General features: G+C 74.3%; 19 protein-coding genes, 1 pseudogene and 4 riboswitches. Of the genes and pseudogenes, 9 read left to right on the top strand and 11 right to left on the bottom strand.

Annotation, left to right across the window (positions count from 1 at the left end):
• A pseudogene (locus J5Y04_RS41740) lies at positions 1–164 on the top strand (ABC transporter ATP-binding protein); the annotation flags it as partial.
• 252 nt (positions 165–416) lie between these two features.
• Here the strand turns inward: J5Y04_RS41740 and J5Y04_RS14330 are convergent.
• Together J5Y04_RS14330 and J5Y04_RS14325 are read right to left on the bottom strand one after the other, a co-directional pair.
• A complete protein-coding gene (locus tag J5Y04_RS14330) occupies positions 417–692 on the bottom strand; it encodes a hypothetical protein (RefSeq protein ID WP_209412366.1) in 276 nt (91 codons plus the stop codon).
• A gap of 965 nt (positions 693–1657) precedes the next feature.
• Complete coding sequence (locus tag J5Y04_RS14325) at positions 1658–2230, bottom strand: histidine phosphatase family protein (RefSeq protein WP_209412365.1); 573 nt, start codon at positions 2228–2230, stop codon at positions 1658–1660.
• A 163-nt stretch (positions 2231–2393) separates the two neighbouring features.
• A riboswitch (cobalamin riboswitch) is annotated at positions 2394–2473 on the top strand.
• A gap of 59 nt (positions 2474–2532) precedes the next feature.
• On the opposite strand from J5Y04_RS14325, the gene J5Y04_RS14320 reads away from it, so the two are divergent.
• From J5Y04_RS14320 to J5Y04_RS14310, 3 genes are all read left to right on the top strand, one after another.
• Positions 2533–2745 (top strand): CbtB domain-containing protein, encoded by a 213-nt coding sequence (locus J5Y04_RS14320; RefSeq protein WP_148647184.1) that lies wholly within the window; start codon positions 2533–2535, stop codon positions 2743–2745.
• Positions 2746–2761: 16 nt separating this feature from the next.
• Positions 2762–3538 carry a CbtA family protein gene (locus J5Y04_RS14315; protein ID WP_209412364.1) on the top strand — a complete coding sequence of 259 codons (777 nt, stop codon included), beginning with the start codon at positions 2762–2764 and terminating at the stop codon, positions 3536–3538.
• Positions 3539–3738: 200 nt separating this feature from the next.
• Complete coding sequence (locus J5Y04_RS14310; RefSeq protein ID WP_307853102.1) at positions 3739–3981, top strand: metalloregulator ArsR/SmtB family transcription factor; 243 nt, start codon at positions 3739–3741, stop codon at positions 3979–3981.
• 54 nt (positions 3982–4035) lie between these two features.
• Here J5Y04_RS14310 and J5Y04_RS14305 read toward each other — a convergent pair whose 3' ends face one another.
• The gene (locus J5Y04_RS14305) at positions 4036–5460 is read right to left on the bottom strand and encodes a short-chain fatty acyl-CoA regulator family protein (RefSeq protein WP_209412386.1); all 1425 of its coding nucleotides are present in this window, start codon (positions 5458–5460) and stop codon (positions 4036–4038) included.
• A gap of 348 nt (positions 5461–5808) precedes the next feature.
• Here J5Y04_RS14305 and aceA point away from each other — a divergent pair, with 348 nt between their 5' ends.
• From aceA to J5Y04_RS14290, 3 genes are all read left to right on the top strand, one after another.
• Positions 5809–7101, top strand: a complete 1293-nt coding sequence (aceA, locus tag J5Y04_RS14300; protein ID WP_209412362.1) for an isocitrate lyase — start codon at positions 5809–5811, stop codon at positions 7099–7101.
• A gap of 109 nt (positions 7102–7210) precedes the next feature.
• Positions 7211–8821, top strand: a complete 1611-nt coding sequence (gene aceB / locus J5Y04_RS14295) for a malate synthase A (RefSeq protein WP_209412361.1) — start codon at positions 7211–7213, stop codon at positions 8819–8821.
• Between the two features lie 27 nt (positions 8822–8848).
• The gene (locus tag J5Y04_RS14290; protein ID WP_209412360.1) at positions 8849–9715 is read left to right on the top strand and encodes a 3-hydroxybutyryl-CoA dehydrogenase; all 867 of its coding nucleotides are present in this window, start codon (positions 8849–8851) and stop codon (positions 9713–9715) included.
• A 109-nt stretch (positions 9716–9824) separates the two neighbouring features.
• Here J5Y04_RS14290 and J5Y04_RS14285 read toward each other — a convergent pair whose 3' ends face one another.
• From J5Y04_RS14285 to J5Y04_RS14260, 6 genes are read right to left on the bottom strand one after another with little or no spacing between them, the layout of a single operon-like run.
• A complete protein-coding gene (locus tag J5Y04_RS14285; RefSeq protein WP_209412359.1) occupies positions 9825–10193 on the bottom strand; it encodes a hypothetical protein in 369 nt (122 codons plus the stop codon).
• An 18-nt stretch (positions 10194–10211) separates the two neighbouring features.
• Positions 10212–11060, bottom strand: coding sequence for an ECF transporter S component (locus J5Y04_RS14280; protein ID WP_307853101.1), 849 nt, complete (start codon positions 11058–11060; stop codon positions 10212–10214).
• Complete coding sequence (locus tag J5Y04_RS14275) at positions 11057–12700, bottom strand: ABC transporter ATP-binding protein (protein WP_209412358.1); 1644 nt, start codon at positions 12698–12700, stop codon at positions 11057–11059. Before J5Y04_RS14275 ends, J5Y04_RS14280 begins: the two co-directional genes overlap by 4 nt.
• Positions 12697–14004: a CbiQ family ECF transporter T component gene (locus tag J5Y04_RS14270; protein ID WP_209412384.1), complete on the bottom strand. Its 1308-nt coding sequence runs from the start codon at positions 14002–14004 to the stop codon at positions 12697–12699. The genes J5Y04_RS14275 and J5Y04_RS14270 overlap by 4 nt, the downstream gene beginning before the upstream one ends.
• Positions 14005–14014: 10 nt before the next feature.
• Positions 14015–15202: a hypothetical protein gene (locus J5Y04_RS43960; protein ID WP_374106019.1), complete on the bottom strand. Its 1188-nt coding sequence runs from the start codon at positions 15200–15202 to the stop codon at positions 14015–14017.
• Entirely contained in the window at positions 15199–17361 is a 2163-nt protein-coding gene (locus J5Y04_RS14260) for a prenyltransferase/squalene oxidase repeat-containing protein (protein ID WP_209412357.1), read from the bottom strand. The genes J5Y04_RS43960 and J5Y04_RS14260 overlap by 4 nt, the downstream gene beginning before the upstream one ends.
• Positions 17362–17465: 104 nt before the next feature.
• A riboswitch (cobalamin riboswitch) is annotated at positions 17466–17611 on the bottom strand.
• An 85-nt stretch (positions 17612–17696) separates the two neighbouring features.
• Positions 17697–17773, top strand: a riboswitch (cobalamin riboswitch).
• A gap of 134 nt (positions 17774–17907) precedes the next feature.
• Here J5Y04_RS14260 and J5Y04_RS14255 point away from each other — a divergent pair.
• Positions 17908–19329, top strand: coding sequence for a prenyltransferase/squalene oxidase repeat-containing protein (locus J5Y04_RS14255; protein ID WP_209412356.1), 1422 nt, complete (start codon positions 17908–17910; stop codon positions 19327–19329).
• Between the two features lie 106 nt (positions 19330–19435).
• On the opposite strand, the gene J5Y04_RS14250 is transcribed toward J5Y04_RS14255, so the two are convergent.
• The gene (locus J5Y04_RS14250) at positions 19436–19915 is read right to left on the bottom strand and encodes a flagellar hook-length control protein FliK (protein WP_209412355.1); all 480 of its coding nucleotides are present in this window, start codon (positions 19913–19915) and stop codon (positions 19436–19438) included.
• Between the two features lie 29 nt (positions 19916–19944).
• Positions 19945–21075 carry a peptidase gene (locus J5Y04_RS14245; RefSeq protein WP_209412354.1) on the bottom strand — a complete coding sequence of 377 codons (1131 nt, stop codon included), beginning with the start codon at positions 21073–21075 and terminating at the stop codon, positions 19945–19947.
• 97 nt (positions 21076–21172) lie between these two features.
• Positions 21173–21331: riboswitch (cobalamin riboswitch) on the bottom strand.
• A 171-nt stretch (positions 21332–21502) separates the two neighbouring features.
• Here J5Y04_RS14245 and J5Y04_RS14240 point away from each other — a divergent pair.
• Entirely contained in the window at positions 21503–22777 is a 1275-nt protein-coding gene (locus J5Y04_RS14240) for a phenylacetate--CoA ligase family protein (RefSeq protein ID WP_209412353.1), read from the top strand.
• Positions 22778–22807 lie beyond the last annotated feature (30 nt).

Below are 22807 nucleotides of genomic sequence, written 5' to 3'. Positions count from 1 at the left end.
GCCAGCTCGACTCCGAAACCGGCCGCTCCATCATGCAACTACTGCGCGCCGTCGTCCGCAGCGAAGGCGTCACCGCCCTGGTCGCCACCCACGACCAGACCCTCATGGGACTCGCCGACCGCGTCATCGAGCTCCGCGACGGCACACTGGCCGAAGAGGCCTGAGCGGGCCGGGCCCGACAGGTCTGCCCGATCGGCCCGCCCCGCCCTTCCCGCCGGGGCGGGCCGCCTCGCCCGGGAAGGCAGGGCAGGCAGGCCCGCGAAGGCCAGGTGGGCAGTGGGGCGCGGACCGGTTCGGGTCCGGCCGTACCACCGGACCGACCCCCAGGTCGACCCCCACGCCAGGCCGACACCCACGCCAACCCGGCCGGGCCCACCAGGGCCGCCGCACGCCTGCCGGGCCGTCCACCGGGCCCCTCAGAGCGACCTGAGCGCGGCCTCGCACTCTCGGCAGCGCCGGGTGCGTTGCGAAGGCGGGTACCAGGGATCGCCCGGACCGGTCGGCTGGTAGGCCTCACGTTCGAGGTCTCCGGTGTCGATCCCGCAGAACGTGACCGGGCCCGGGTCCTCCGGCACGTCCGGATCGGGCGGCGCCGCGTGCACCCACCGCACCCGGGCACCCACGTCCACCTCGCCCGCGTCCAGCACCTCCGTGGACGGCTCCAGCTCGACCAGTACGACCACTCCGCTCATACCTCGACCCTGCGCCCCGCCGGCACCGGCCGCATCCCGGCCCGGATCTCCGCGCCCCGACGAGGCGCCCCGACGAGGCGCCCACCGACCGTCACCGGAGACCACCGGGCACCACGAGGCACCCACCGGGACCGGCCGACGCAGGGGACCGCCGACGGCGCCGGCCGGCGTCCGCGCAGACACCGGGCGCACCGTCCCGCCCGCGGCACGGCGGCTTCGTCGGGGAAAGGGAATGCGTGCACCCTGGAATGCGTGCACCCTGGTTCCCGCTGCCGCGGATACCTGCACGACGACAGGATCGGGTACCGCAACGCGCCGGGGCGGAAGACCGGGGAATCCCGATTTGCCGACCGGGATTCCGCGAAGGCCCGGTTCGCCCAGGCCTCCCCCGCGCGCAGGAATTACCCGTCGGGTCTGCCCACGGCAGAGCGCATCGGGAAATTCGGAGGTACGCACTTCTCGGCCTGCACCACCGGGTGCCGGAAAGGCCGGCGACACCAGAGCCCGACCTCGCCGCGGAAAGCCGGCTCCACCCTCAGGAACCACCTCCCGCCTTCGGCAGCCGCCGCATCCGCGCCTTCGACCGGAAGGTCGCGGGAGCGTTCATCGGGTGATTCCCGGAATAGGGCGCCTCGGCGGTTCCGCACCACCGCGCCCGACGACCGGTGGGGCACCCGGGCCGGGCCCGTTCGCGCAGACAATGCTGCCCCCTGATCGCCAGGAGCCCGCCCCGTCCACCGTGCTCCGACGCACTCCAGGGCCGTTCCGGAGCCGACGACCGTGGTCCGGCCGTCGCGGGGAACCACGGGCACTCCGGGGCCTGGTGTGACGATGTCTCAAATTTCCTACGTGAGCGTCCCGTTCACCGATGATGGTCACCTGGCGACGGAACCGGAAGCCGAGCCGGCTGCCCGGACCGAGCAGGTGCTACGTGCCACCCGGGCGGCCGGCGGGCCTGTCCGCGCTCACGAAGGCGTCAGATCAGCCCCGCAGCGGAGGTTCCACCGCCCCGCGCGCCCCGAAAGGTCGGTGGCCGACAGCGGCCGGACGTCGAGCCTCCAGAACGCCGCCGCGGGAAGGTCGAGCGCGTGGACCACGGCCGCCCGGACCACGGCGGGCTCGGCCACCGCCAGCACGCGTCCGGGGTGGTCGGCCAGGGCCTCCAGCCAGCCGCCGACACGGGCGCACAGGGCCGTGACCGACTCGCCGCCGTGCGGAGCGGCCGTCGGGTCGGCCAGCCAGGCCGAAACGGCCGCCGGCTGGGCCGCGGCGATCTCGTCGAGGCTGTGGCCGCGCCAACGGCCGACGTCGAGGTCGGCCAGTGCCGCGGCCGGTTCGGCGTCGACGCCGAGCGCGGCGGCGGTCAGACGGCAACGGCTGGAGGGGGCCGTGAAACCCCGGGGCGTCGCCGGCAACGAGCCCGCCGCCGCGCGGGCGGCCGCCAGGCCCGCCTCGTCCGGCGGAGCGTCGTCGCCGAACCGGGCCCCGCGCAGTTCGGCCCCGATCGCCGGTGCGACGAAGATCACGCGCACGGTCATCCGATGTCCTCCCGTCCCCGTCCACTGCTCCGTCGCGCGCATACGTACGGGAATCGGTGGCCCCGCTTCGCGCCCGTCGTGCGCCTGTGGGCCCGGCCAAAACCCTTGGCCGGGCGCCCGCGACACGGTACCGTCCCTGCGACAACTCAAGACGACGGTGTGCGGAAGCCGGTGAGAACCCGGCACGGTCGCGCCACTGTGAAGCCGCCCGGCCGACGTGAGTCCCGGGGCGGTGAGTCAGACCCGCCCCCGTCGTCCGTGCTCCATCGAACGGGACGCGTGTTCCCCAAAGGAGGTCGGCCATGGCTCACCCCATCGCCCCCGCTGCCGCACCGGCCATCACCCCCATCTCCGTCAAGGCGATCCTGCCCTGGGCCGTGTTCTTCGGCATCCTGCTGATGGCCCTCATCTACTTCGTCGGCGCTGAGCAGGGCGCCACCTCCCTCATCTCCGGCGAGGACGTGCACGAGTGGGTGCACGACGGTCGCCACCTGCTCGGCTTCCCCTGCCACTGATCAGGGGACACCGCACATGAACTCCGCAAACGTCAGATCCCTGCTCGTCCGCGGCATGCTGGCCGGTCTCGGTGCCGGCCTGCTCGCCCTGGTCGTCGCCTACCTGCTCGGTGAACCCCGGGTGGACGCCGCGATCGCCTACGAGGACGCCCATGCCGCGGGCGCGCCCGAGATGGAACTCGTCAGCCGGTCCCTGCAGTCCACCGCGGGCCTGGCCACCGGCGTGCTCGTCTACGGCGTCTCGCTGGGCGGCTTCGCCGCGCTCGCCTACTGCTTCGCCCTCGGCCGGGTCGGCCGCTTCTCCCCGCGCGCCACGGCGGCCCTGCTGTCCGGCGTCGCGCTGGTCGCGGTCTACGTCGTGCCGTTCCTCAAGTACCCGGCCAACCCGCCGTCGGTGGGCGACCCGGAGACCATCGGCAAGCGCACCACGCTGTACTTCCTGATGATGGCGCTCAGCGTGCTGCTGGCGGTCGCCGCGGTGATCGTCGGCAAGAAGCTCGCACCGCGCCTGGGCAACTGGTACGCGACCGTCACGGCCGTTCTCGGCTTCGCCGTCGCCATCGGCTTCGCCTACGCCTTCCTGCCCGCCGTCAACGAGGTGCCCGAGGACTTCTCGGCCACCCTGCTCTGGCAGTTCCGCCTCGCTGCCCTGGCCATCCAACTCACCCTCTGGACGTCCTTCGGGCTGCTGTTCGGCCACCTCGCCGAGCGTCTCCTCAACCCGAAGCCGGCCACCGCGGCCCCCACCGCCGACCGCAACGGCCTCCGGGAGACGGCCGCCTCCACACCCTGAGGCACCGGCCCTTCCACGATCACCACGGCGAAGGCCGGCCGGGGCGACACCACGTCGCCCCGGCCGGCCTTCGGCACTCCCCGGATGAGGACAGAGCACTGGACACGGAATTCCCGCCCCCGCAGGCCCGGCCCGCGATCGACGCCACCGCCATGCGCACCGCCCACACGGCCGTGTCCGACCGGGAGCGGGTGACAGCCGTGTCCCAGAGGTTCTCGCTGCTCGCCGACCCCGGTCGCCTCGCCCTGCTCATCGCCGTTCACCGGGCCGGGCCGATCTGCGTCACCGACCTCGCCCTCGCGACCGGGATCCGCGACACCACGGTGTCCCAGGCCCTCCGACTGCTGCGTGTCACCGGCATCGTGTCGGCCGCCCGGGACGGCCGGACCGTCCGCTACGCCCTCCGCGACCCGCAGATCGCCCGGCTGCTCGACCGCGTCTGACCCACGCTCAGGAACCGTGCTGCGGCACGCGACGGGACGGATGGCCTGGCGGGTTCACTCGCGTGGCCTCCCGGCCCGGGGGTCGGGGTCGGGTAGCGCGGGGTACGGGACGAAGGTGCTGCTGTGCTCGTCGACCGCGAGCGGGCGGCCGATGGCGGGCGCGGCGCGTTGCGGGCAGGCCGGGCGTTCGCACACCTTGCAGCCGAGACCGATCGGGGTGGCGGCCTGCGCGTCCCCCAGATCCAGCCCTGCCGAGTACACGAGCCGCGAGGCGTGGCGGATCTCGCAGCCGAGGCCGATGGCGAAGGTCTTGCCGGGGTGCCCCCAGCCACCGGGTGAGCGGGTGACCGCGCGGGCCGTCCACAGGTAGCGCCGGCCGTCCGGCATGGCGGCGACCTGGACGTGGACCCGGCCCGGCGAGGCGAAGGCCTCGTAGACGTTCCAGAGCGGGCAGGTGCCACCGGTGCGGGAGAAGTGGAAGTCGGTGGCGGACTGGCGTTTGGAGACGTTGCCGGCCCGGTCGACCCGCACGAAGGAGAACGGCACCCCGCGCAACCGGGGCCGCTGCAGCGTGCTGAGCCGGTGGCAGACCGTCTCGTAGCCGACGCCGAAGTGGTCGGCGAGGTGCTCGATGTCGTAGCGCGCGGCCTCGGCCTCGGCGTGGAACGCGGTGTAGGGGAGAACCAGCGCGGCGGCGAAGTAGTTGGCGAGGCCGATCCGGGTGAGCGACCAGGCGGTGGAGCCCTCCGGGCTGTCCTGGGCGGCGAGTTCGGACAGCAACGGGTCGTGTTCGAGGTAGCCGAGCTGGGTGGCCATCCGGAACGCCTGCTGGCCCGGGCGCAGCCGGTCCGACAGGTGCAGGACCCTGGTGCGGGGGTCGTACCGGTGCAGGCGCTCGCCTCCGGCGACGGTCCGCACGCCGTGGCCCGAGACGAGGCGCTCGGCCAGAACCGCCCGGACCTCCCCGCGGCGGAGGCCGATGGCCGTCGCCAACTCCTCTGCTGCGGTGTCGAGTTCGTCGAGGTAGTTCCGGCGGCGGTAGAAGAACTCGCGGACCTTCTCGTGCGGGTTAAGGGCGTCGGCCACCGGGCCGCGTTCCCCGGCGAGGACGGCGAGTTGCTCGGAGACCGCCCGCCGGCTGCGGCCGAGGTCCATGAGCAGCCGCGCCACGGCGGGCAGCCGCGCGGCCAGCTCGTCGAGGTCGCCGGCGGTGACCCGGCCGGCGGCGACCTCCTCGCCGAGCGCGTCGCGCAGTTCGGCGGTGAGCCGGGCGCTGTCCGGCGGGGCGAAGTACCCGACCTCGACCCCGAAGGCCTCGGTGAGGCGCAGCAGGACGGGCACGGTGAGCGGGCGGGCGTCGTGCTCCAGCTGGTTGAGGTAGCTGGGCGAGAGATCGATCAGCCGGGCGAGGGCGGCCTGGCTGAGGCCGCGCTCCTCGCGCAGGCGGCGCAGCCGGGCACCGGCGAAGGCCTTTCCCATCGTGTCGTTCTCCCCCACTGCGCGCATCGGCCGACCGAGTGGGCGCAGCCTAACCGGAGGACGCAGGGCCGGGTCGTCGCAACCTTCGCAGATTGGCCGGGGATCGTTCGCAGAAGTTGGCAGCGGTCCACCGGTGACGGCGGCTCCGCGGGCTGCCAGAGTCGGTGGTGCGGCCGGGAGGTGCGCAGGACAGCGGCGAAAGAGCAGGTCAGTCACGGCCGGGAACGCTGTCCGGGCATCCACGTCCTGCGGTGTTCCACCGCCGCCCGGCACCACCCGGCCGCCCACTCGCCCTTGCGGTGAGGTGCGTCACATCCTTCGCAACGAGCACCCCTGGGGAGCAGACCCATGACTCAGTCGGTTCGGCAGCAGCAGGAGCAGCGCGCGGCGGGGCTCGCCGCCCGGTGGGCCTCCGACCCCCGCTGGGCGGGCGTCGAGCGCAGCTACACGGCGGCCGACGTGGTGCGCCTGTCCGGCACGGTGCGCGAGGAGCACACCCTGGCCCGGCGCGGCGCCGAGCGCCTGTGGCGGCAACTGCACGAGCAGGACTACGTCCACGCCCTCGGCGCGCTCACCGGCGGACAGGCCGTCCAGATGGTGAAGGCCGGGCTGAAGGCGATCTACCTGTCCGGCTGGCAGGTGGCGGCCGACGCCAACCAGGCGGGCCAGACCTACCCGGACCAGAGCCTCTACCCCGCCAACTCCGTTCCCCAGGTGGTCCGCAGGATCAACAACGCCCTGCTGCGCGCCGACGGGATCGACGCCGCCGAGGGCAACGACGGCCCCGACTGGCTGGTGCCGATCGTGGCCGACGCCGAGGCCGGCTTCGGCGGCCCGCTGAACGCCTTCGAGCTCACCAGGGGCATGATCGCCGCCGGCGCCGCGGGCATCCACTACGAGGACCAGCTCGCCTCCGAGAAGAAGTGCGGCCACCTCGGCGGCAAGGTGCTCGTCCCCACGGCCCAGCACATCCGCACGCTCAACTCGGCCCGTCTGGCGGCCGACATCGCCGACGTGCCGACCGTGATCGTGGCCCGCACCGACGCGCTCGCCGCCAACCTGCTGACCACCGACGTGGACGAGCGCGACGCCCGTTTCTGCACGGGCGAGCGCACCGCCGAGGGCTTCCACCGGGTCGAGCCCGGCATGGCGCCGGTGATCTCCCGCGGCCTCGCCTTCGCCCCGTACGCCGACCTGATCTGGGTCGAGACCGGCACCCCGGACCTCGCCCAGGCCCGGGAGTTCGCCGAGGCGCTCAAGGCCGAGCACCCGGACAAGATGCTGGCCTACAACTGCTCGCCGTCCTTCAACTGGAAGGCCGCCCTGGACGACGACCAGATCGCCAAGTTCCAGCGGGAGTTGGGTGCGATGGGCTACCGCTTCCAGTTCATCACGCTGGCCGGCTTCCACGCGCTCAACCACTCGATGTTCCAGCTGGCCCGCGGCTACGCCGAGCACGGCATGACGGCCTACGTCGACCTGCAGGAGGCCGAGTTCGCCGCGGTGGCGGACGGCTACACGGCCGTCAAGCACCAGCGCGAGGTCGGCACCGGCTACTTCGACCTGGTCTCCACCGCACTCAACCCGCACGCCGAGACCCTGGCGCTCACCGGCTCCACCGAGGCCGAGCAGTTCCACTGAGCCACCCTGGCGGCCTCGTTGGGGACGAGCCGCCGTCCACCCCACCGCCCGGGGCCTCGTTGAGGGACGAGGCCCCGGGCGCCTCCCACCCGCCCTCCTGGAGAACCGGATGAGCCACCCCAGCCGTATCGAGGTCCTCGGCGAGCACGAGGACCGCTTCGACGAGATCCTCACCCCCGAGGCCCTCGCCTTCCTCACCCGCCTGCACGACCGGTTCGCCCGGCGCCGCACCGAGCTTCTCGCCGAACGCGACCGCCGCCGAGCCGAGTTGGCCGCCGGCGCCGGCCTCGGCTTCCGCCCCGGAACCCGGGCCGTCCGGGAGGACCTCACCTGGCGGGTCGCCGGCGCCGGGCCGGGCCTGGTCGACCGCCGGGTGGAGATCACCGGCCCTCCCGAGCGGCGGATGACCGTCAACGCCCTCAACTCCGGTGCCAGGGTGTGGCTGGCGGACTTCGAGGACGCCACCTCCCCCACCTGGCACAACCTGGTCTCCGGCCAGCTGAACCTGGTCGACGCGATCGAGCGCCGGATCGACGACACCACGCCGGAGGGCCGGCGCTACCGTGTCGGGGACACCCCCGCGACCATCGTGGTCCGCCCCCGCGGCTGGCACCTGGACGAGCAGCACCTGCTGATCGACGGCCGCCCGGCCGTCGGCGCCCTGGTCGACTTCGGCCTCTACCTGTTCCACTGCGGCCGGCGCCAGATCGAGCGCGGCAGCGGCCCGTACTTCTACCTCCCGAAGCTGGAGAACCACCTCGAAGCCCGGCTCTGGAACGACGTCTTCACCTTCGCCCAGGCCGAGTTGGGCATCCCGTACGGCACCGTCCGCGCCACCGTCCTGATCGAGACCATCACGGCCGTCTTCGAGATGGACGAGATCCTCCACGAGCTGCGCGACCACGCCGCCGGCCTCAACGCGGGCCGCTGGGACTACCTGTTCAGCCTGATCAAGAACCTCGCCCATCGCGGTCCGCGTTTCGTCCTGCCGGACCGTGCCACCCTGACGATGACCCAGCCGTTCATGCGCGCCTACACCGACCTGCTGGTGCGCACCTGCCACCGGCGCGGTGCCCACGCCATCGGCGGCATGGCCGCCGCGATCCCCCAGCGCGACCCCGCCGCCGACGAGACCGCCCTGACCAGGGTCCGGGCCGACAAGGAGCGCGAGGCGGGCGACGGCTTCGACGGGTCCTGGGTCGCCCACCCCGCCCTGGTCGCCACCTGCCGCACCGCCTTCGACGCCGTCCTCGGCGACCGCCCCCACCAGCTCGACCGCACCCGCGAGGACGTCGAGGTCACGGCCGCCGACCTGCTCGCCGTCCACCGGCTCTCCGCCGGTCTCCCCACCGAGCAGGGCGTGCGCTCCAACGTCGCTGTCGCCCTGCGCTACCTGGTCGCCTGGCTGGGCGGCTCCGGAGCGGTGGCCGTCTTCGGCCTGATGGAGGACGTCGCCACGGCCGAGATCGCCCGCTGCCAGATCTGGCAGTGGCAGCACCACTGCTCCCGGCTCGCCGGCGGCTCGCTCGCCACCCCGGACCTGGTGCGGCGCCTGATCGACCGCGAGCGTGCCACGCTGCTCGCCGAGGGATCCGACCCGGTGCTGGTGGACGACGCGGTGCGCATCCTGGAGGACACCGCCCTCGCCGCCGACCTGCCCGCCTTCCTCACGACCGGGGCCTACGCCCGCCACCTCGTGCGGATCCGCACCGCGGCCTGAGCCGCCCGACCACGGAGGCAGTGCACCATGAACGACATCCGCCGTGTCGCGGTCGTCGGCGCCGGGCAGATGGGCTCCGGCATCGCCGAGGTCTTCGCCCGCGCCGGACTCGACACCATCGTCTGCGAGTCCGGCCGGGGCGCCCTGCGCGCCGCCCGGAGCCGGATCGACCGCTCGCTGCACCGCGCCGTCGACCGGGGCCGGATCAGTGAGCAGCAGCGCACCGACGCCTGGGCCCACCTGCTGTTCGCCGACGACCTGGAGGCGCTCGCCGACCGCCAGCTCGTCGTCGAGGCCGTCGTCGAGGACGAGCGGGTCAAGACGGAGGTGCTCACCACCCTGGACAAGGTGCTCGTCGCCGAGGACGCCGTCCTGGCCACCAACACCTCGGCCATCCCGGTGACCCGTCTGGGCATCACCACCGGCCGGGCCTCCCACGTCCTCGGCCTGCACTTCTTCAACCCGGCCCCGGTCATGCCGCTGGTCGAACTCGTCACCTCGCTGCACACCGACCCCGCCGTGGCCGGTCGGGTGGAAGCCTTCGCCGGGGACGTCCTCGGCAAGCGCGTCGTCCGCGCCCGCGACCGGGCCGGCTTCGTCGTCAACGCCCTGCTCGTGCCCTACCTGCTCTCCGCGATCCGGATGGCCGAGGCCGGGCACGCCGGCCCCGAGGACATCGACGCCGGCATGGTCCACGGCTGCGCCCACCCGATGGGCCCGCTCGAACTCGCCGACCTGATCGGACTGGACACCGTCGAGGCGATCGCCCGGTCGATGTACGACGAGTACAAGGAACCGCTGTACGCCCCGCCGCCCCTGCTCTCCCGCATGGTCGAGGCCGGGCACCTCGGCCGCAAGAGCGGGCGCGGGTTCCACGTCCACCCGACGGCCTGACCGTCCCGGGCACCCGTCGGCGCCCAGCGCCCTGGAGATCGCGCCACCCGCGCACTCTCCGGGGCGCTGGGCCGTCCCGGGTCGCCGGGAGGAGCCGCTTCCTGGTGGATCACCGGCTCTGCGGCGAGCGGGCTCGCTCACGCGGGCCGGTCGGCCCGTCGGCAGGCCGCGGCGGGACAGGCGGGGTGGGCGGGAGGAAAGCACGGATGTCCGCCAGCAGTTCGGGCAGGCCGCGTCCTGGGCCCAGCCGTCCGTCCAGCCGCCCGGACTGGTCGGTGGGGATGCCCGCCAGCACCCGTTCGACTTCGGCCAGCAGCTGCCGTCCGCGGTGGAGGTCGAGCTTCATCCGGGCCACCTGTGCCTGCTGCCCGCCGAGCTGTCGGCGGGCGGACTCCAGGCCGGCGTGCTGTTCCGGGGTCAGGACGACGACCTCGACGCCGTCCACCGTCGTCGTCCGGGGCTTTCCAGGCTTGGGCACGGTCGTGGCCTTTCGGGTTCAGGAGCGTACCGGTCCCGCCGCCCGCGGGAGGGTGTCCGGGCCCGTCGGTGCTCCGGGCACGTCCGGGGCCTCGAACCGGACGACCGGCTCGAAGTTGGCGCGCCGGGCGGCGCGGCGGAAGACGGCGAGCACGGCCGGCCCGACGACGAGGACGGCGGTGAAGGTGGTGACGGCGCGGCCGGTGTCCCAGCCGAGCGAGGTGGCGAGGTCGAAGAGCAGGTAGCGGTGCCACTGCTCGGTGAAGGGCAGGCCCGGTAGGTAGGCGATCGAGCTGTTCGGGTCGGTGGAGAACGGCCAGAAGGAGAGGTTCAGCAGGAAGCCGAACAGATAGCCGGAGAAGGCGCCGTAGGTGGCCAGCATCGGCACCTCCCAGCGGCTTCGCGCCCTCGGCAGCAGCCCGGCGAGCATGCCGACGAAGGCGCAGCCGAACATCTGGTACGGCATCCAGGGGCCGACGCCTCCGGTCAGCAGGGCGGAGGCGAACAGCGAGGTGCAGCCGAGGGTGAAGCCGAAACCGGGGCCGAAGACGCGGCCGGCCAGGACGAGGACGAAGAAGACCGTCTCCACCCCGGCGGTCCCGGCGCCGAGCGGGCGGAGTCCGGCGTTGACGGCGGACAGGACGCCGAGCATGGCGAGGGCCTTGGCGTCGATTCCGCCGGCGGCGATCTCGGCGATGACGACGGCGAGGACGAGGACGAGCAGCGCGCCGAAGATCAGCGGCGGGGCGTAGGAGGAGCCGAACTTCCCGGGGGCGACCACGAACGGCCAGGTGAAGGCGACCATGCCGATGAAGCCGGCGAGGGCGACGACGATCCGGGCCCGGCCGGGGATCCTGACGGCGGTCACCGGGCGGCCTCCGCCGGTGCGAGCGCCTCGGCGACCTGATGTGTCGTCAGATAGGGCAGTGGGGCGAGGATCTTGGCGGTCTGCGGGGCGAAGGTGGGCGAGGCGACGATGACCTCGGCGGTGGGGCCGTCGGCGACGACCTCGCCCTCGGCCATCACGACGACCCGGTCGGCGGCGGAGGCGACGAACTCGACGTCGTGGGTGGAGACCACGACCGTGCGGCCCTCCGCGGCGAGGGCGTCCACGATGCCGGTGAGCGCCGCCTTCGCCTGGTAGTCGAGCCCGCGGGTGGGCTCGTCCAGCAGCACCACCCGTGGTGCGGCGGTCAGTTGGATCGCCAGCACCAGGGCCAGCTTCTGCCCCTCCGAGAGGTCCCGGGGGTGGGTGTCGTCCGGGATTCCGGGGGCGAGCCGGTCGAGGACCTGCCGCGCGGTCGGCCCGGCGTCCCGACCGGACTCCAGGTCGCCCTGGGCGAGTTCCTGCGCGACCGACTCCAGGTACAGCAGGTCGGTGGGGGTCTGCGGGACGAGCCCGACCAGTTGGCGGGCCCGGGCCGCGGGGAGGCGCTTCGGATCCTGCGCCGGCCCGCCCTCCGTCCCGACGACCTTCACGCTGCCGCCCTGGCGGGGCCCGGAGCCCTGGAGGGCCCAGAGGAGCGAGGACTTGCCGGAGCCGTTGCGGCCCATCAGCGCGGTGACCTGACCGGCACGCAGCTCCAGGCCGACCTCCCGGACGGCGGCCACCGGCCCGTAGCGGACGACCACCCCCCGGGCGTCCAGCGCCGGTTCCCCCGCCACCGCTGCCCGGCGCGGCGGGGGAACCGGCGCGTCGGCGAGCCGTTCCCGCAACGGCGCGGCGGCACGGCGGGCGTCGCGGACGGACAGCGGCAGGGGCCGCCAGCCGGCGAGTCGGCCGAGGCCGACGACGGGCGGTGCGATCGCGGTGTCCCGGAAGATCTCGGCGGGCGGCCCGTGCACGACGGTGCCGTCGCCGGCCAGGTAGGCGACGCGGTCGGCGTACTGGACGACGCGCTCCAGGCGGTGCTCGGCGAGCAGGACGGTGACGCCCAGGTCGTGCACCAGCCGGGTGACGGCGGCGAGCACCTCCTCGGCGGCGGTCGGATCGAGGGCCGAGGTCGGCTCGTCCAGCACGAGGACGCGGGGGTGGGCGGTGAGGACGGAGCCGATGGCGACGCGCTGCTGCTGGCCGCCGGACAGCTCGTGCAGGGCGCGGTGGCGCAGGTCGGCCAGCCCGAGCAGGTCGAGGGTCTCCTCGACGCGCTTGCGCATCACCTCCGGCGGGATCGCCAACTGCTCCATGGCGTAGGCGAGTTCCTCCTCCACCGTGTCGGTGACGAAGCCCGCCGACGGGTCCTGGCCCACCACGCCCACCACGTCGGCCAGTTCGCGCGGCGGATGGTGCGCGGTGTCCCGGCCGTCCACGCTGACCCGGCCGCGCAGCGTGCCGCCGGTGAAGTGCGGCACGAGGCCGTTGACGGCGCCGAGCAGGGTCGACTTTCCGACGCCGGTGCGGCCGACCACCAGGCAGAGCTCGCCCTCCGGGATGTGCAGGTCGACATCGCGCAGGACGGGCGTGGTCTCGCCGTCGTACACCACGCTGACCTGGTCGAATCGGATCACGTGCTCACCTCGGAGGTCGTGCGGTCGGTGCCGGTGGTTCGGGTGTCGCCACCGGTGCGCGCGGTCAGGCGCTGACCGGGCACGGGGGCGGGTGCGGAGGCGGAGGCGGAGGCGGAGGCGGAGGCGGGTGCGGGTGCGGGGGTGCGGCCGGGCACGGAGCCGGGTTCGGGGGTGCGGCCGGGCGGCGGCGAGACGATCCCCGCCGCGCCCGCCAGAAGCAGGGCGAGCACCGGGACGAGCGGCAGCGTCGGCCAGGCCAGCGGGTACAGGGAGGGGTTGAGGTCGGTGGCGTCGTAGCCGACCGTGGCGAACAGCAGGACGGCGGCGGTCACACCGCACCCGGCGACACCGCACTCGGCGGCCCGCCAGCGATCGGGCCGGTAGGTGGTGCGCCGGACCCGCCGCCCGCCGAGCAGCAGACCCGCCACGCACAGGACGGCGCCTACGAGGAAGGCCGGAAGTCCGAGCGCCGCGGGGGCCGTCCCGTCCAGCAGCCCGTACACCCCGGCGCACAGGCCGCACATGCCGAGCAGCATCAGGGCTCCGGTGAGCCGGCGGGAGCGGCGGGAGGCGGTGCCGGAGCGTCCGTAGCCGCGTGAGTCCATCGCGGCGGCCAGGTGCAGCGAGCGCTCCAGCGCGTCCTCCAGAACCGGTACCACGATGCTGCGCAGCGCGCGGACGCCCTTCTGCCGCCCCGCACGCAACCGCCGTGCCCGGGCGACGCGTTGGACGCTCTGCACGAGCTGCGGGGCGACGCTGAGCGAGACCGTCACGGCGACGCCGAGCTCGTACAGGGCGCCGGGCAGGACCCGCAGGGCCCGTTTGGGGTTGGCCAGGGTGTTGGCGGCGCCGATGCAGCAGATCAGGCAGGCCAGCCGCAGCCCGTCGAAGGCCGCGGAGAGCGTGGCCTCCAGGGAGACCGGTCCGCCGATCTCGATGCCCGCGTACCAGGCGGGGGTGGGGATGTGCGGCAGGGAGAAGAGCAGGTGGTCCTGCGGGGTGATGCCGGTGGCGAACACGCCGCGGAAGACCACCCGGATCGCCACCACGGTCAGCGCCACCCACAGGTAGTACGTGAACCCGCGTGCCCACGGGGCCTCGGTCCGGCGGGCCGTGACCACGTAGCCGAGCACCGCGAGGACGAGCAGGAGCAGGAGCGGGTTGGTGGTACGGCTGGCCGCCGTCGCCAGGGCCAGCGCCCAGGCCCACCAGGCCAGCGGGTGCAGGTCCCGCGGGCTGCGCCTGCTCCCCGCGCTCCGGCCGGGGGCGGCGGGCGGGGAGCCGGCGCCGGGCGTGTCGACGATGCTCACCGGATCACTCGGCCTGTCGCCGGCGGCGGCGCGCGGTGACGGCGGTGACCACGCCCAGCACCACCACGAGGACGGCCCCGACCGCGGCCGGCACCATCGAGCCGGGGTCGTGCGGGGTGTCGGCGGCCGGGGCCGCGTCCACCACCCTCGGCCCGCCGGCCTCGACGGAGGGCGACGGACCGTCGGCAGCGGTGGGCGTCGCGGTGGCGCTGGCTTCCACGGACGGCGTGTCGGACGACTGTGCGGAGGGCGTCCCGGCCGGCGCGGCGGTCGCCTCGGCGGCCGGTGTCTGCGGGTCCGCCGGTGCGGGGGCCTCGGCCGACGGGCTCACCGGTGCCGTCCGACCGCCCGTGGCGCCGGACGATCCGCCCGCGCCACCGCCCGAGGACGGACGTTTCGTGGCGCCGGACGAACCACCGGTGTTGGCGCCGGACGAGCTGCCGGACGATCCGGTACCGGACGAGGATCCACCGTTCGCGCCCGCGGAACCTCCTCCGTTCCCGCCGGTACCGGTGCCGTTCCCACCGGTACCGGTGCCGCTCCCGCCGCTCGTCCCACCGGAGCCACCACCGGCTGCCCCTCCCCCGCCGGCCGGCGGTCGGGGCGGTTCGGGGGTGGAGGCGGCGCCGCCCGGGCTGGTGTTCCGGGCCCGCACGGAGTCCGGCGGGATGGCCGGACGCCCCTCGGTGCCCTCGATGTTCGTGCCACCGAAGATCCACAGGTCGACGCTGCCCGGCTTCGGCTGGTAGCTCATCGCGCCGAGCTGGCTGTAGGACCAGTCGTTCTGGCCCGGATCGGCGTGCCAGTACGACCAGTAGGCCGTGGCCGGGGGCGTCAGGACGCACTTCTCCTGGTCCGGAGCGGGGTACTGCTTGCCGCCCTGGAAGCCGCTGTAACCGATCCGGCAGATGAACGCCGGGCCGTCGTGCCCCGTCCCGGTGGTCTTCCAGCCGCCCTGGTTGAGCAGGGCGTACCCGGTCGTCGGGGTGGTCCCGCAGGAGCGCAGCAGCGGGCCGCCCCACCGGCTGAAGTCGACGGCGAGCACCACGCCCGAGGTGGTGGTGCACTGTTCGATCGGCGTCGGCGCCGCGGACGCCGGGGCCGTCCCCAGCCCGACGCCACCCGAGGCGAGGGCGAACGTCAGGACCGCCGCTCCGGTGAGCCGGCCCAGCCGGCCCAGCCGCCGGCTCACCGGTGACGCCCCGGGACGGAGGCCGTACGACGGAGGGCGACGAGGACCCCAGCCGTGCCGGCCACGGTCAGCAGACCGGCGATGCCCGTCAGTACCAGGGCGTCGGTGCCGGTGCCGGCCAGACTGCCACCGGCGGCCTGGACGGAGCCGCCGCGCACCGGGGCGCCGGTGCTGCCGCCGTCTCCGACGAGCACGGCGTCGGACGGGCGGCCGGCGGTCGCGCCCTCACCGGACGACGGCACGGCCGTGGACGTCGCGGAGGCGGTTTCCGTTGGTGAACCGCCCGCCGTCGGTGAACCGCTCGCGGTCGGTGTCCCCGTGGGTGTCGGTGTCCCCGTGGGTGTCGGCGTACCGGTCGGCGTCGGCGTACCCGTGGACGTCGCGGTCGGCGCACCCGTCGGCGTACCGGTCGGCGTGGGCGTGGGCGTACCGGTCGGCGTGGGCGTGGGCGTGCCGCCGATGGTGCGGGACAACGTGCCGAAGGAGACGCCCGTGGCACCCCCCAGGACCTGCGTCGAGGCACGGACGTCCGAACCCTGCTGTCCGGCGGACGCGACGTTGAACCCGCCGTCGGCGTTCTGCTGGCCTGCGAGGAAGTCGAGCGCCTTGGCGATCCGTCCGCCGTACGTGGCCTGATGGAGCGTCATGCCCTGGACCGCGAGCGCGGCCGAGTTCGTCGAGTCGCCGGCCGCGCCGGGGAAGCCGCCGTCCGGCAGCTGCCGGGCGGCGAGCCAGCCGAGCCCCTTGTCGACCGCCTGCGCGGCCCCGTCCCCGGGGACGAGCGCGAGCGCCATGACGGCCATCGCCGTGCTGTCCACGTCGGAGTCGCCGGTGGCCGGGATCAGGCTCGGCCAGGAGCCGTCCGCGTGCTGAAGGCTCTTCAGGTAGGCGACCGGGGCGGCGGCGCCGGCCGTGTCGCCGGCGCGCAGCTGCGCCATGATGCCGAGGGCCTGGGAGAACACCGAGGTGGCCCAGGTGTAGTTGCCGGACTCGGCGCAACCGGTGTCCGGGGCGGCCTTGGTGCACACCATCGCGGCGAGGGCGGCGATCAGGTCGTGACCGCCGAAGTCCCGCGGGTTGCGGCCCACGATCTCGGCGAGCAACGCCTCCTTGCCGATCGAGCCTCCGCCGGCGAACTCGGTGCCGACACCGGTCCAGTCGTTGACGGTCCGCCCGCTCGCGTCCTTGCCCTGCTGGTCCAGGAAGTCGACGATCCTGCGCAGCGCGGTGTCGTCGGTGCCGGTGGCGGCGAGCGCGTAGGCCCCGTCGATCGTGAGACCGAAGTCGGCGAAGGCCGGGAAGCCCTCGTAGTAGTGGCCGTCGATCAGGCGGGCCGGGTCGGTGAGGTAGGCGCTGCCCTTGGCGGCGTCGGGCTTCCTAACGGCGGGCGGGGTCGGCGTCGCGGTGGTGCCGTCCGGGTTGCGCCGGACGCTGGTGAGGTCGGTGCCGGTCAGGGCCAGGACGGCCTGCTCGGTGGCGGCCGGGTCCGGGTCGGTGGTGGCGGCCGGCGACCCGGTCGGGCTCGCGGTCGGGGTCTGGCTCGGGGTCTGGCTCGGGGTCGCCGAGGGGGACGCGGAGGACGACGGCCCGCCGTTCTTGGCCCGCACGGAATCCGGGGTGAATGACGGCGCCCCGTTGGAGCCGCCGATGTCGGTGCCGCCGTACACCCAGGCCTCGACCTCGCCGGGCTTGGGCTTCTGCGTCCCGGCCCCGAACTGGCTGTAGGACCAATTCTGTTGGCCGGGTTCGGCGATCCAGTACGACCAGTACGCGGTGGCCTGCGGGGTGTTGACGCAGGGCTCGTCGGCCGGCGCCGGATACTGGGCGCCGCCGTTGAAGCCCGCGGTCCCGAGCCGGCAGACGAAGGCGGGTCCGTCGTGCTCGGTGCCGGTCGTGGTGAAGCCGGCGTTGTGCAGCAGGCTCATGCCCGTCGTGGGGTGGGCGTCGCAGCCACGGACGACACCACCGCCCCAGTGACCGAAGTCGACCGCGACGATCGCGCCCGTCGTCGCCGTGCACTGCTCGATCGGGTCGGCCGCCGCGGTTCCGGGGTGCCCGAGCAGGACCGTGCCGCAGGCGGCGACCGCGACGGCGCCGGCGACCACCAGGGACGCGAGTTCCCGGTTCCTGTGACGTGTACGACTGCTGCTGACCCTCACGACGACTCCCTGGTCGGTCGACGCGGGAGAACACGGCGCAGCCGACGGTCTCCCGGGACAGGGACCGTCCTGACCGCGTCGTAGTCCGCGACGACGCAAGTGCTCTGTGAACAGGCCCCCGGTCCAGGCATTCCGGCTCACCCACCGGGTTGGCGGGTCTACGGTTGCGGGTCAGCGCCGGAGTTGGACCGGCTTCCCCTGAATGCCGAGGGCGAAAAATCGGTTCATCAGACCACGGCGGCTGACGGAGAGTCAACGGGGCGTCAGGTAGGTCACATCCGCCTCGTCGCCCGGTGCGCCGTGCGCCGTGCGGTAGCGTCCCCGGTGGCCGAGTGGGGGAACCCGGTGCGAATCCGGGGCTGACGCGCAGCGGTGTGGGGTGGCGGTCGTGCCGTCCCGAGCCCGGATGCCCGCCCGGCCGTGCACCGCGGCGAATGCCGGCCCACGCGATCCGGGCGGCGACCGCTCCGCCGGTCGCGCGCTTCCGAACGGACGCCGGGACCTCCGGGGCAGGGTCGGCGCCCGCCACCCCAAGGAGCCCCTCCCGTGTCCCTCCGCACCCCGTCGCGGACCACTTCCGTACCCGCCGTCACCGTCGCCCTGGCGGCCGGGGCCCTGCTGCTGTCCGCCACCGTTCCCGCCCACGCGACGGCCACCCTGGCCCAGATCGCCACCTCCAGGAGCACCGGCGTCAGCTACCTGAAGTCCCTCCAGGGCGCCGACGGCAGCTACGTCACCGGCGGCGGGCTCTCCAACGAGTGGGCCTTCAGCGCGCTCGCGGCCGCCGGCACGGCCGCCGCCGGCGTCACCCCCGGCGGTGACGCCGGCCGGAACGCCCGCCTCGTCTACCGCAACCAGCTCGCCGCTCCCGGCTGGCCCGGCAGCTCGCCGGTGGTCACGGACTACGAGCGCGGCATCCTCAACACCTACGCCGCGGGCATCGACCCCGCCCGGGTGGGCCCCGGCCGCAACCTCGTCGCCGACCTCGTCGCCTCCTGGCAGAGCGCCGAGCCCGGCTACTACGGCCCGTCCGCCAACTTCAACGGCACGGTCTTCGGCCTGCTCGCCCTGGCGGGCGCCAGGACCCAGGCCGGCACCCGGCGCGCCCCGCAGCCGCTGATCGACGCCTCCGTCACGGCGGTGCGCGCCAACCAGCACAACGACGGCGGCTGGAACTACAGCAAGGCCGCGGGCAACCCGACCGCGCTCGCCCAGGGCAGCGACATCGACATGACGGGCGCGGCCATGGCCTCCCTGTGCGCGGGCGGCGTTCCCTCCACCGATCCGGCGATCGTCTCCGCGAAGAACTTCCTCAAGGGCAAGCTCGTCTCCTCCGGCGCGTTCAACTCGATGTGGGGCGCCAACACCGACTCCAACGGCTGGGCCGTGTCCGGTCTCAACGCCTGCGGCATCAACCCCCAGGGCGGCGAGTTCACCAGCGGCACCGGAAAGACCCCGGTCGACTTCCTCGTCGCCCAGCAGTTCAAGCCCGGCGGCGGCTTCAAGTACCTGCCCACCGACACCGTCCCCTCCCCCTACGCCTCCGTCGACGGCCTGCGCGCCGTCGCCGGCGCCGGTTTCACCGCCACCCCGCCGGCTCCGACCACCGCGGGCGAGCCCACCTGGGCCGCCACCGGCGCCTTCGCCCCCGGCACCGCGGCCAGGCTCGCCCTGGTCGTCGACGACGGCACCGGGGCGCTCAGGGCCTGCGCCGTCACCCTCACACCGACCGGCACCACCACGACCCTCGGCGACGTCCTCGACGCGGCGGCCGCCGCCACCCCGAACGGCTGCGTCACCTCGGTCACGCCGTCCACCGGCGGCGGCGCCGTCACCATGATCAACGGCACGGCCGACAGCGGCTCGTCCACCTGGAAGGTCAGCCTGGACGGCTCCGCCGCCACCGGCGCCACCCGGACCGCACCGGTCCGCCTCGGCGACACCGTCTCGCTGCGCCTCGGCAGTTGACCGCACGTGCAACCGGCGCCCCGGCCCTTCCGCGGAAGGGTCGGGGCGTCGGCGTGCCTCCCGGCGTCAGGGCCTCCGGGCGTCGGGGCCTTCGGACGGCAGGGTGTCAGGGCGCCGTGATGCCCGGCTGGGCGCCGGCGCCGAAGGACCAGCCCTCGACGTCGCCGGGAGCCGGGTTGTAGCTGCCGGCGCCCAGGCTGCTGTACGACCAGGGGCCGCCGTGCTGGGCGTGCCAGTACGACCAGTAGGCGCTGCCGGTCGGGTTGGTGCAGGTCGTCGGCAGCGCGTTGATCCTGCACACGAAGCCCGGGAAGCGCGGGTGGAAGGCGTACGAGAACCCGGCGCCGGTCAGCGCGGCGAGTCCGCTGGCCGGGTCGCCGGGGGCGCAGCCGGTCTGGATGCCGCCGCCGACGGCCGTGAAGTCGACCACGACCGTGACGCCGGTGGTCCCGGAGCAGGCCGCGGCCCGGGCCTGCGGGGCCTGGACGGCGCTGACGCCGAGCAGGCCGGCGGTGAGGGCCGCGGCCGCGGCGATCGACCCGAGCGTGCGGCGGACCGGACGGGCCGGGGTGAGGGTGTCGGTCATCGGATAACTCCTCCTGGGGACGGCCCTGTTCAGCGGGAGGCCGGTGCCGGGCAGGCCAGGGTGGGCGCGTCGGGGCGTGCGCCGGCGGCGGAGAGCGTGGTCAGCGGGGTGCCGGCGAGGCCGAGGACGGCCTGCGCGGTGGCCCGGGCGCCGTTGCCCGCGTTGAAGCCGGACGCGTCGTAGGCGACCGCGCCGCGGACGGCCGGGTCCGTGGAGCATCCCTGCTGGAACTTGACCAGCCGGCTCCAGCCCTTGAGGCCGGCCCCGAGGCGTCCGCCGGAGAGCAGCGCCTGGGTGGCCAGGCCCGTGGTGTTGGCGTTGGAGGCGCTCGCCCCGGCGGCCGCGAACCCGCCGTCGGCACCCTGCTGGGAGGTCAGCCAGGTGAGGCCGGCGCTCGCCTTGGCGGCCCGTCCCGTGGCGGCGAGGGCCTGGACGGCGAGCGCGGTGGCGTCCGGGTCGCCGGTGCAGGTGGCCTGACCGAAGGAGACCGGGAAGCCGCCGTCCGCGCACTGGCTGCCGGCGAGGAAGTCCACGGCCGCCGACGGGGCGCCACCGGGTGTGCGGTACAGGGCGATCAGGGCCAGCGACTGCCCGAAGGCGTTGCTGTAGTCACCCCACTGCGAGCGGTCGGAGAACCGGCCCTCGGCGGTCTGGAGCGAACGCAGCCGGGCCGACAGGTCGACGCCGCCGAAGCTCGCCGGGTCCGCGCCGCGGACCTCGACGGCGAGCAGCAGCTTGGCGGTCGCGCCCGCGTACGCCTCGGTGGTGCCGTCGCCGAGGTAGCCGCTGATGATCTCGGGCCTGGCGAGCCAGGCGGTGGCCTTCGCGGCGGCCTGCTCGGAGCCGTGCGAGGCGGCGAAGGCCAGCACGGCGTCGATGGTCAGGCCCTGGTCGGGGTAGGCGGTGCCGTTGAAGACGGACTCGAAGTGGTCGCCGTCGACGAGCCGGCGGGCCAGCCAGCCGGCCGCGGCGGCGTCGGGGCGGACGGTCCGGGACGACGCCGCGTCGGCGGGTGCGGCGTGGGCGTCAGGTGCGGCGTGGGCTGCGGGTGCGGCGTGGGCTGCGGGTGCGGCGTGGCTTGTGGTGGCCGCGGGGAGCGCGGTGGCGAGCGCCAGGGCGGGTATCGCGAGCAGACCGAGAGTGCGGCGGGGCGTGGGCATGGGATGCCTTTCCGGGCCTGGACGCAGGGGCCCGGAGGGCGTCGGCAACGGCCGGGCAGCCCTCGGAGCTCCGGCCCGCAGACCACGACGGGAGGAGGGGTGACACACCTCCGCCGACGGGTACTCGGGCTCGCCGCCGACGTGGCGTCGGCGGCCTACCGTTGCGGGTCAGCGCCGGATTCGGACCGGACTTCCCCCATCGGCGGAGTCAGAACATGACGGTTCATCATGGCGAAACGGAAAAGATCCGGTCAAGGGATGGTGCGTCACATCACGGTGCCCCGCCGCCACCATCGGTGCCACCGGCACCGAACCGTCCGGCTGCGCCGCGGTGGCCCCTGGGCCCGGCCGGGTGGCGCAACCGGCTGGGACCGCTCGCCCCACCCGGCGCAGGCGAGGCATTTGTACAGGTCTAGACTCATATGATGTGACTAACACTCAGATATCCGACCTGATCCGCCATGCACGGGAGAACTCCCCCTTCTACCGCGACCTCTACGCCGGCCTCCCGGACGACCTGACCAGCCCCGCCGACCCCACCGGCCTCACCGCACTGCCGCTGACCGACCACACCGCCTACTGGGCGGCCCACGGCATCGACCGCAGCCGGGTGCTCACCGGACCGCACGACGACGGGATCGTCTTCAAGACCGGCGGCACCACCGGGGCGCCGCGCGTGTCCATGTACACCCGCGCGGAGTGGCGCCGCATGAGCCGTACGTTCGGCGGCGGCCTGCCGGCCGCCGGGCTGCGTGCCGGGGACCGGGTCGCCAACCTGTTCTACGCCGGGGAGCTCTACTCCAGCTTCGTCTTCACCCTCAACTGCCTGCAGGAGGCACCCGTCCCCACGGTCCAGCTGCCGATCGGCGGTGCCGCGCCGCTGGACGCCACCATCCAGGCCCTGCGCGACTTCTCCGCAACCGTGGTCGCCGCGCCGCCCACGTCGCTGTGCCGGCTGGCCCGCGAGGTCGTCGACACCGTCGGGACCCTGCCGGACGTCCGCGTCGCGCTCTTCGCCGGCGAGGCCTGCTACCCGGACCAGGTGGCACTGCTCACCACCGCCTTCCCCCACGTGAGCGTCCGGTCGATCGGTTACGCCAGCGTGGACGCGGGCGTCCTGGCCGGTCCGGTGGCCGGGGAACCGGACAGCCGGGTGCACGAGGTCTTCACGGCGGACAAGGTGGTGGAACTGCTCGACCCGGAGACCGGCGAGCCGGTCGAGGAGGAGGGCCGGCCCGGCCGCGTGGTGGCCACCGATCTGGTCCGTCGCCTGATGCCGGTGATCCGCTACCCGGTCGGCGACCTCGCCGAGTGGGTCGACTTCCCGCGGCGCCGCCTGCGGCTGCTGGGGCGCTCGGAGGAGGGCGCCCGGGTCGGGGTGGTCACCGTCTACCTGGAGGACCTGCGCGCCCTGCTGGCCGCGGCCGGCGGGGACGGCCCGGTCGTCGGCCATCAGGTGGTCCTGCGGCACCGGGCCGAGCGGGACGAGCTGGTACTGCGGCTCGCCGCTCCCGGCGGGGAGGATCCCGCCCTGGCACGGGAGTTGACCGCCCGTCTCGGTGCGACCCGGCCGATGTTCGCCGACCACGTCCGCAAGGGACTGATCCACCCGCTGGCCTTCGAATGGGTCGCCCCGGACGGCCTCGCGGTCAACTCCCGTACCGGCAAGCTGATCCGTCTCCTCGACGAGCGGATGGGGTAGCTCCCGCAGCATCCGTGGTGCGGTGCTGCG

Source organism: Kitasatospora sp. RG8 (genome assembly GCF_017813315.1).
GTDB lineage: Bacteria > Actinomycetota > Actinomycetes > Streptomycetales > Streptomycetaceae > Kitasatospora.
Note: the sequence above shows the minus strand (reverse complement) of the source record. Positions and strands in the feature narration are given on the sequence as shown.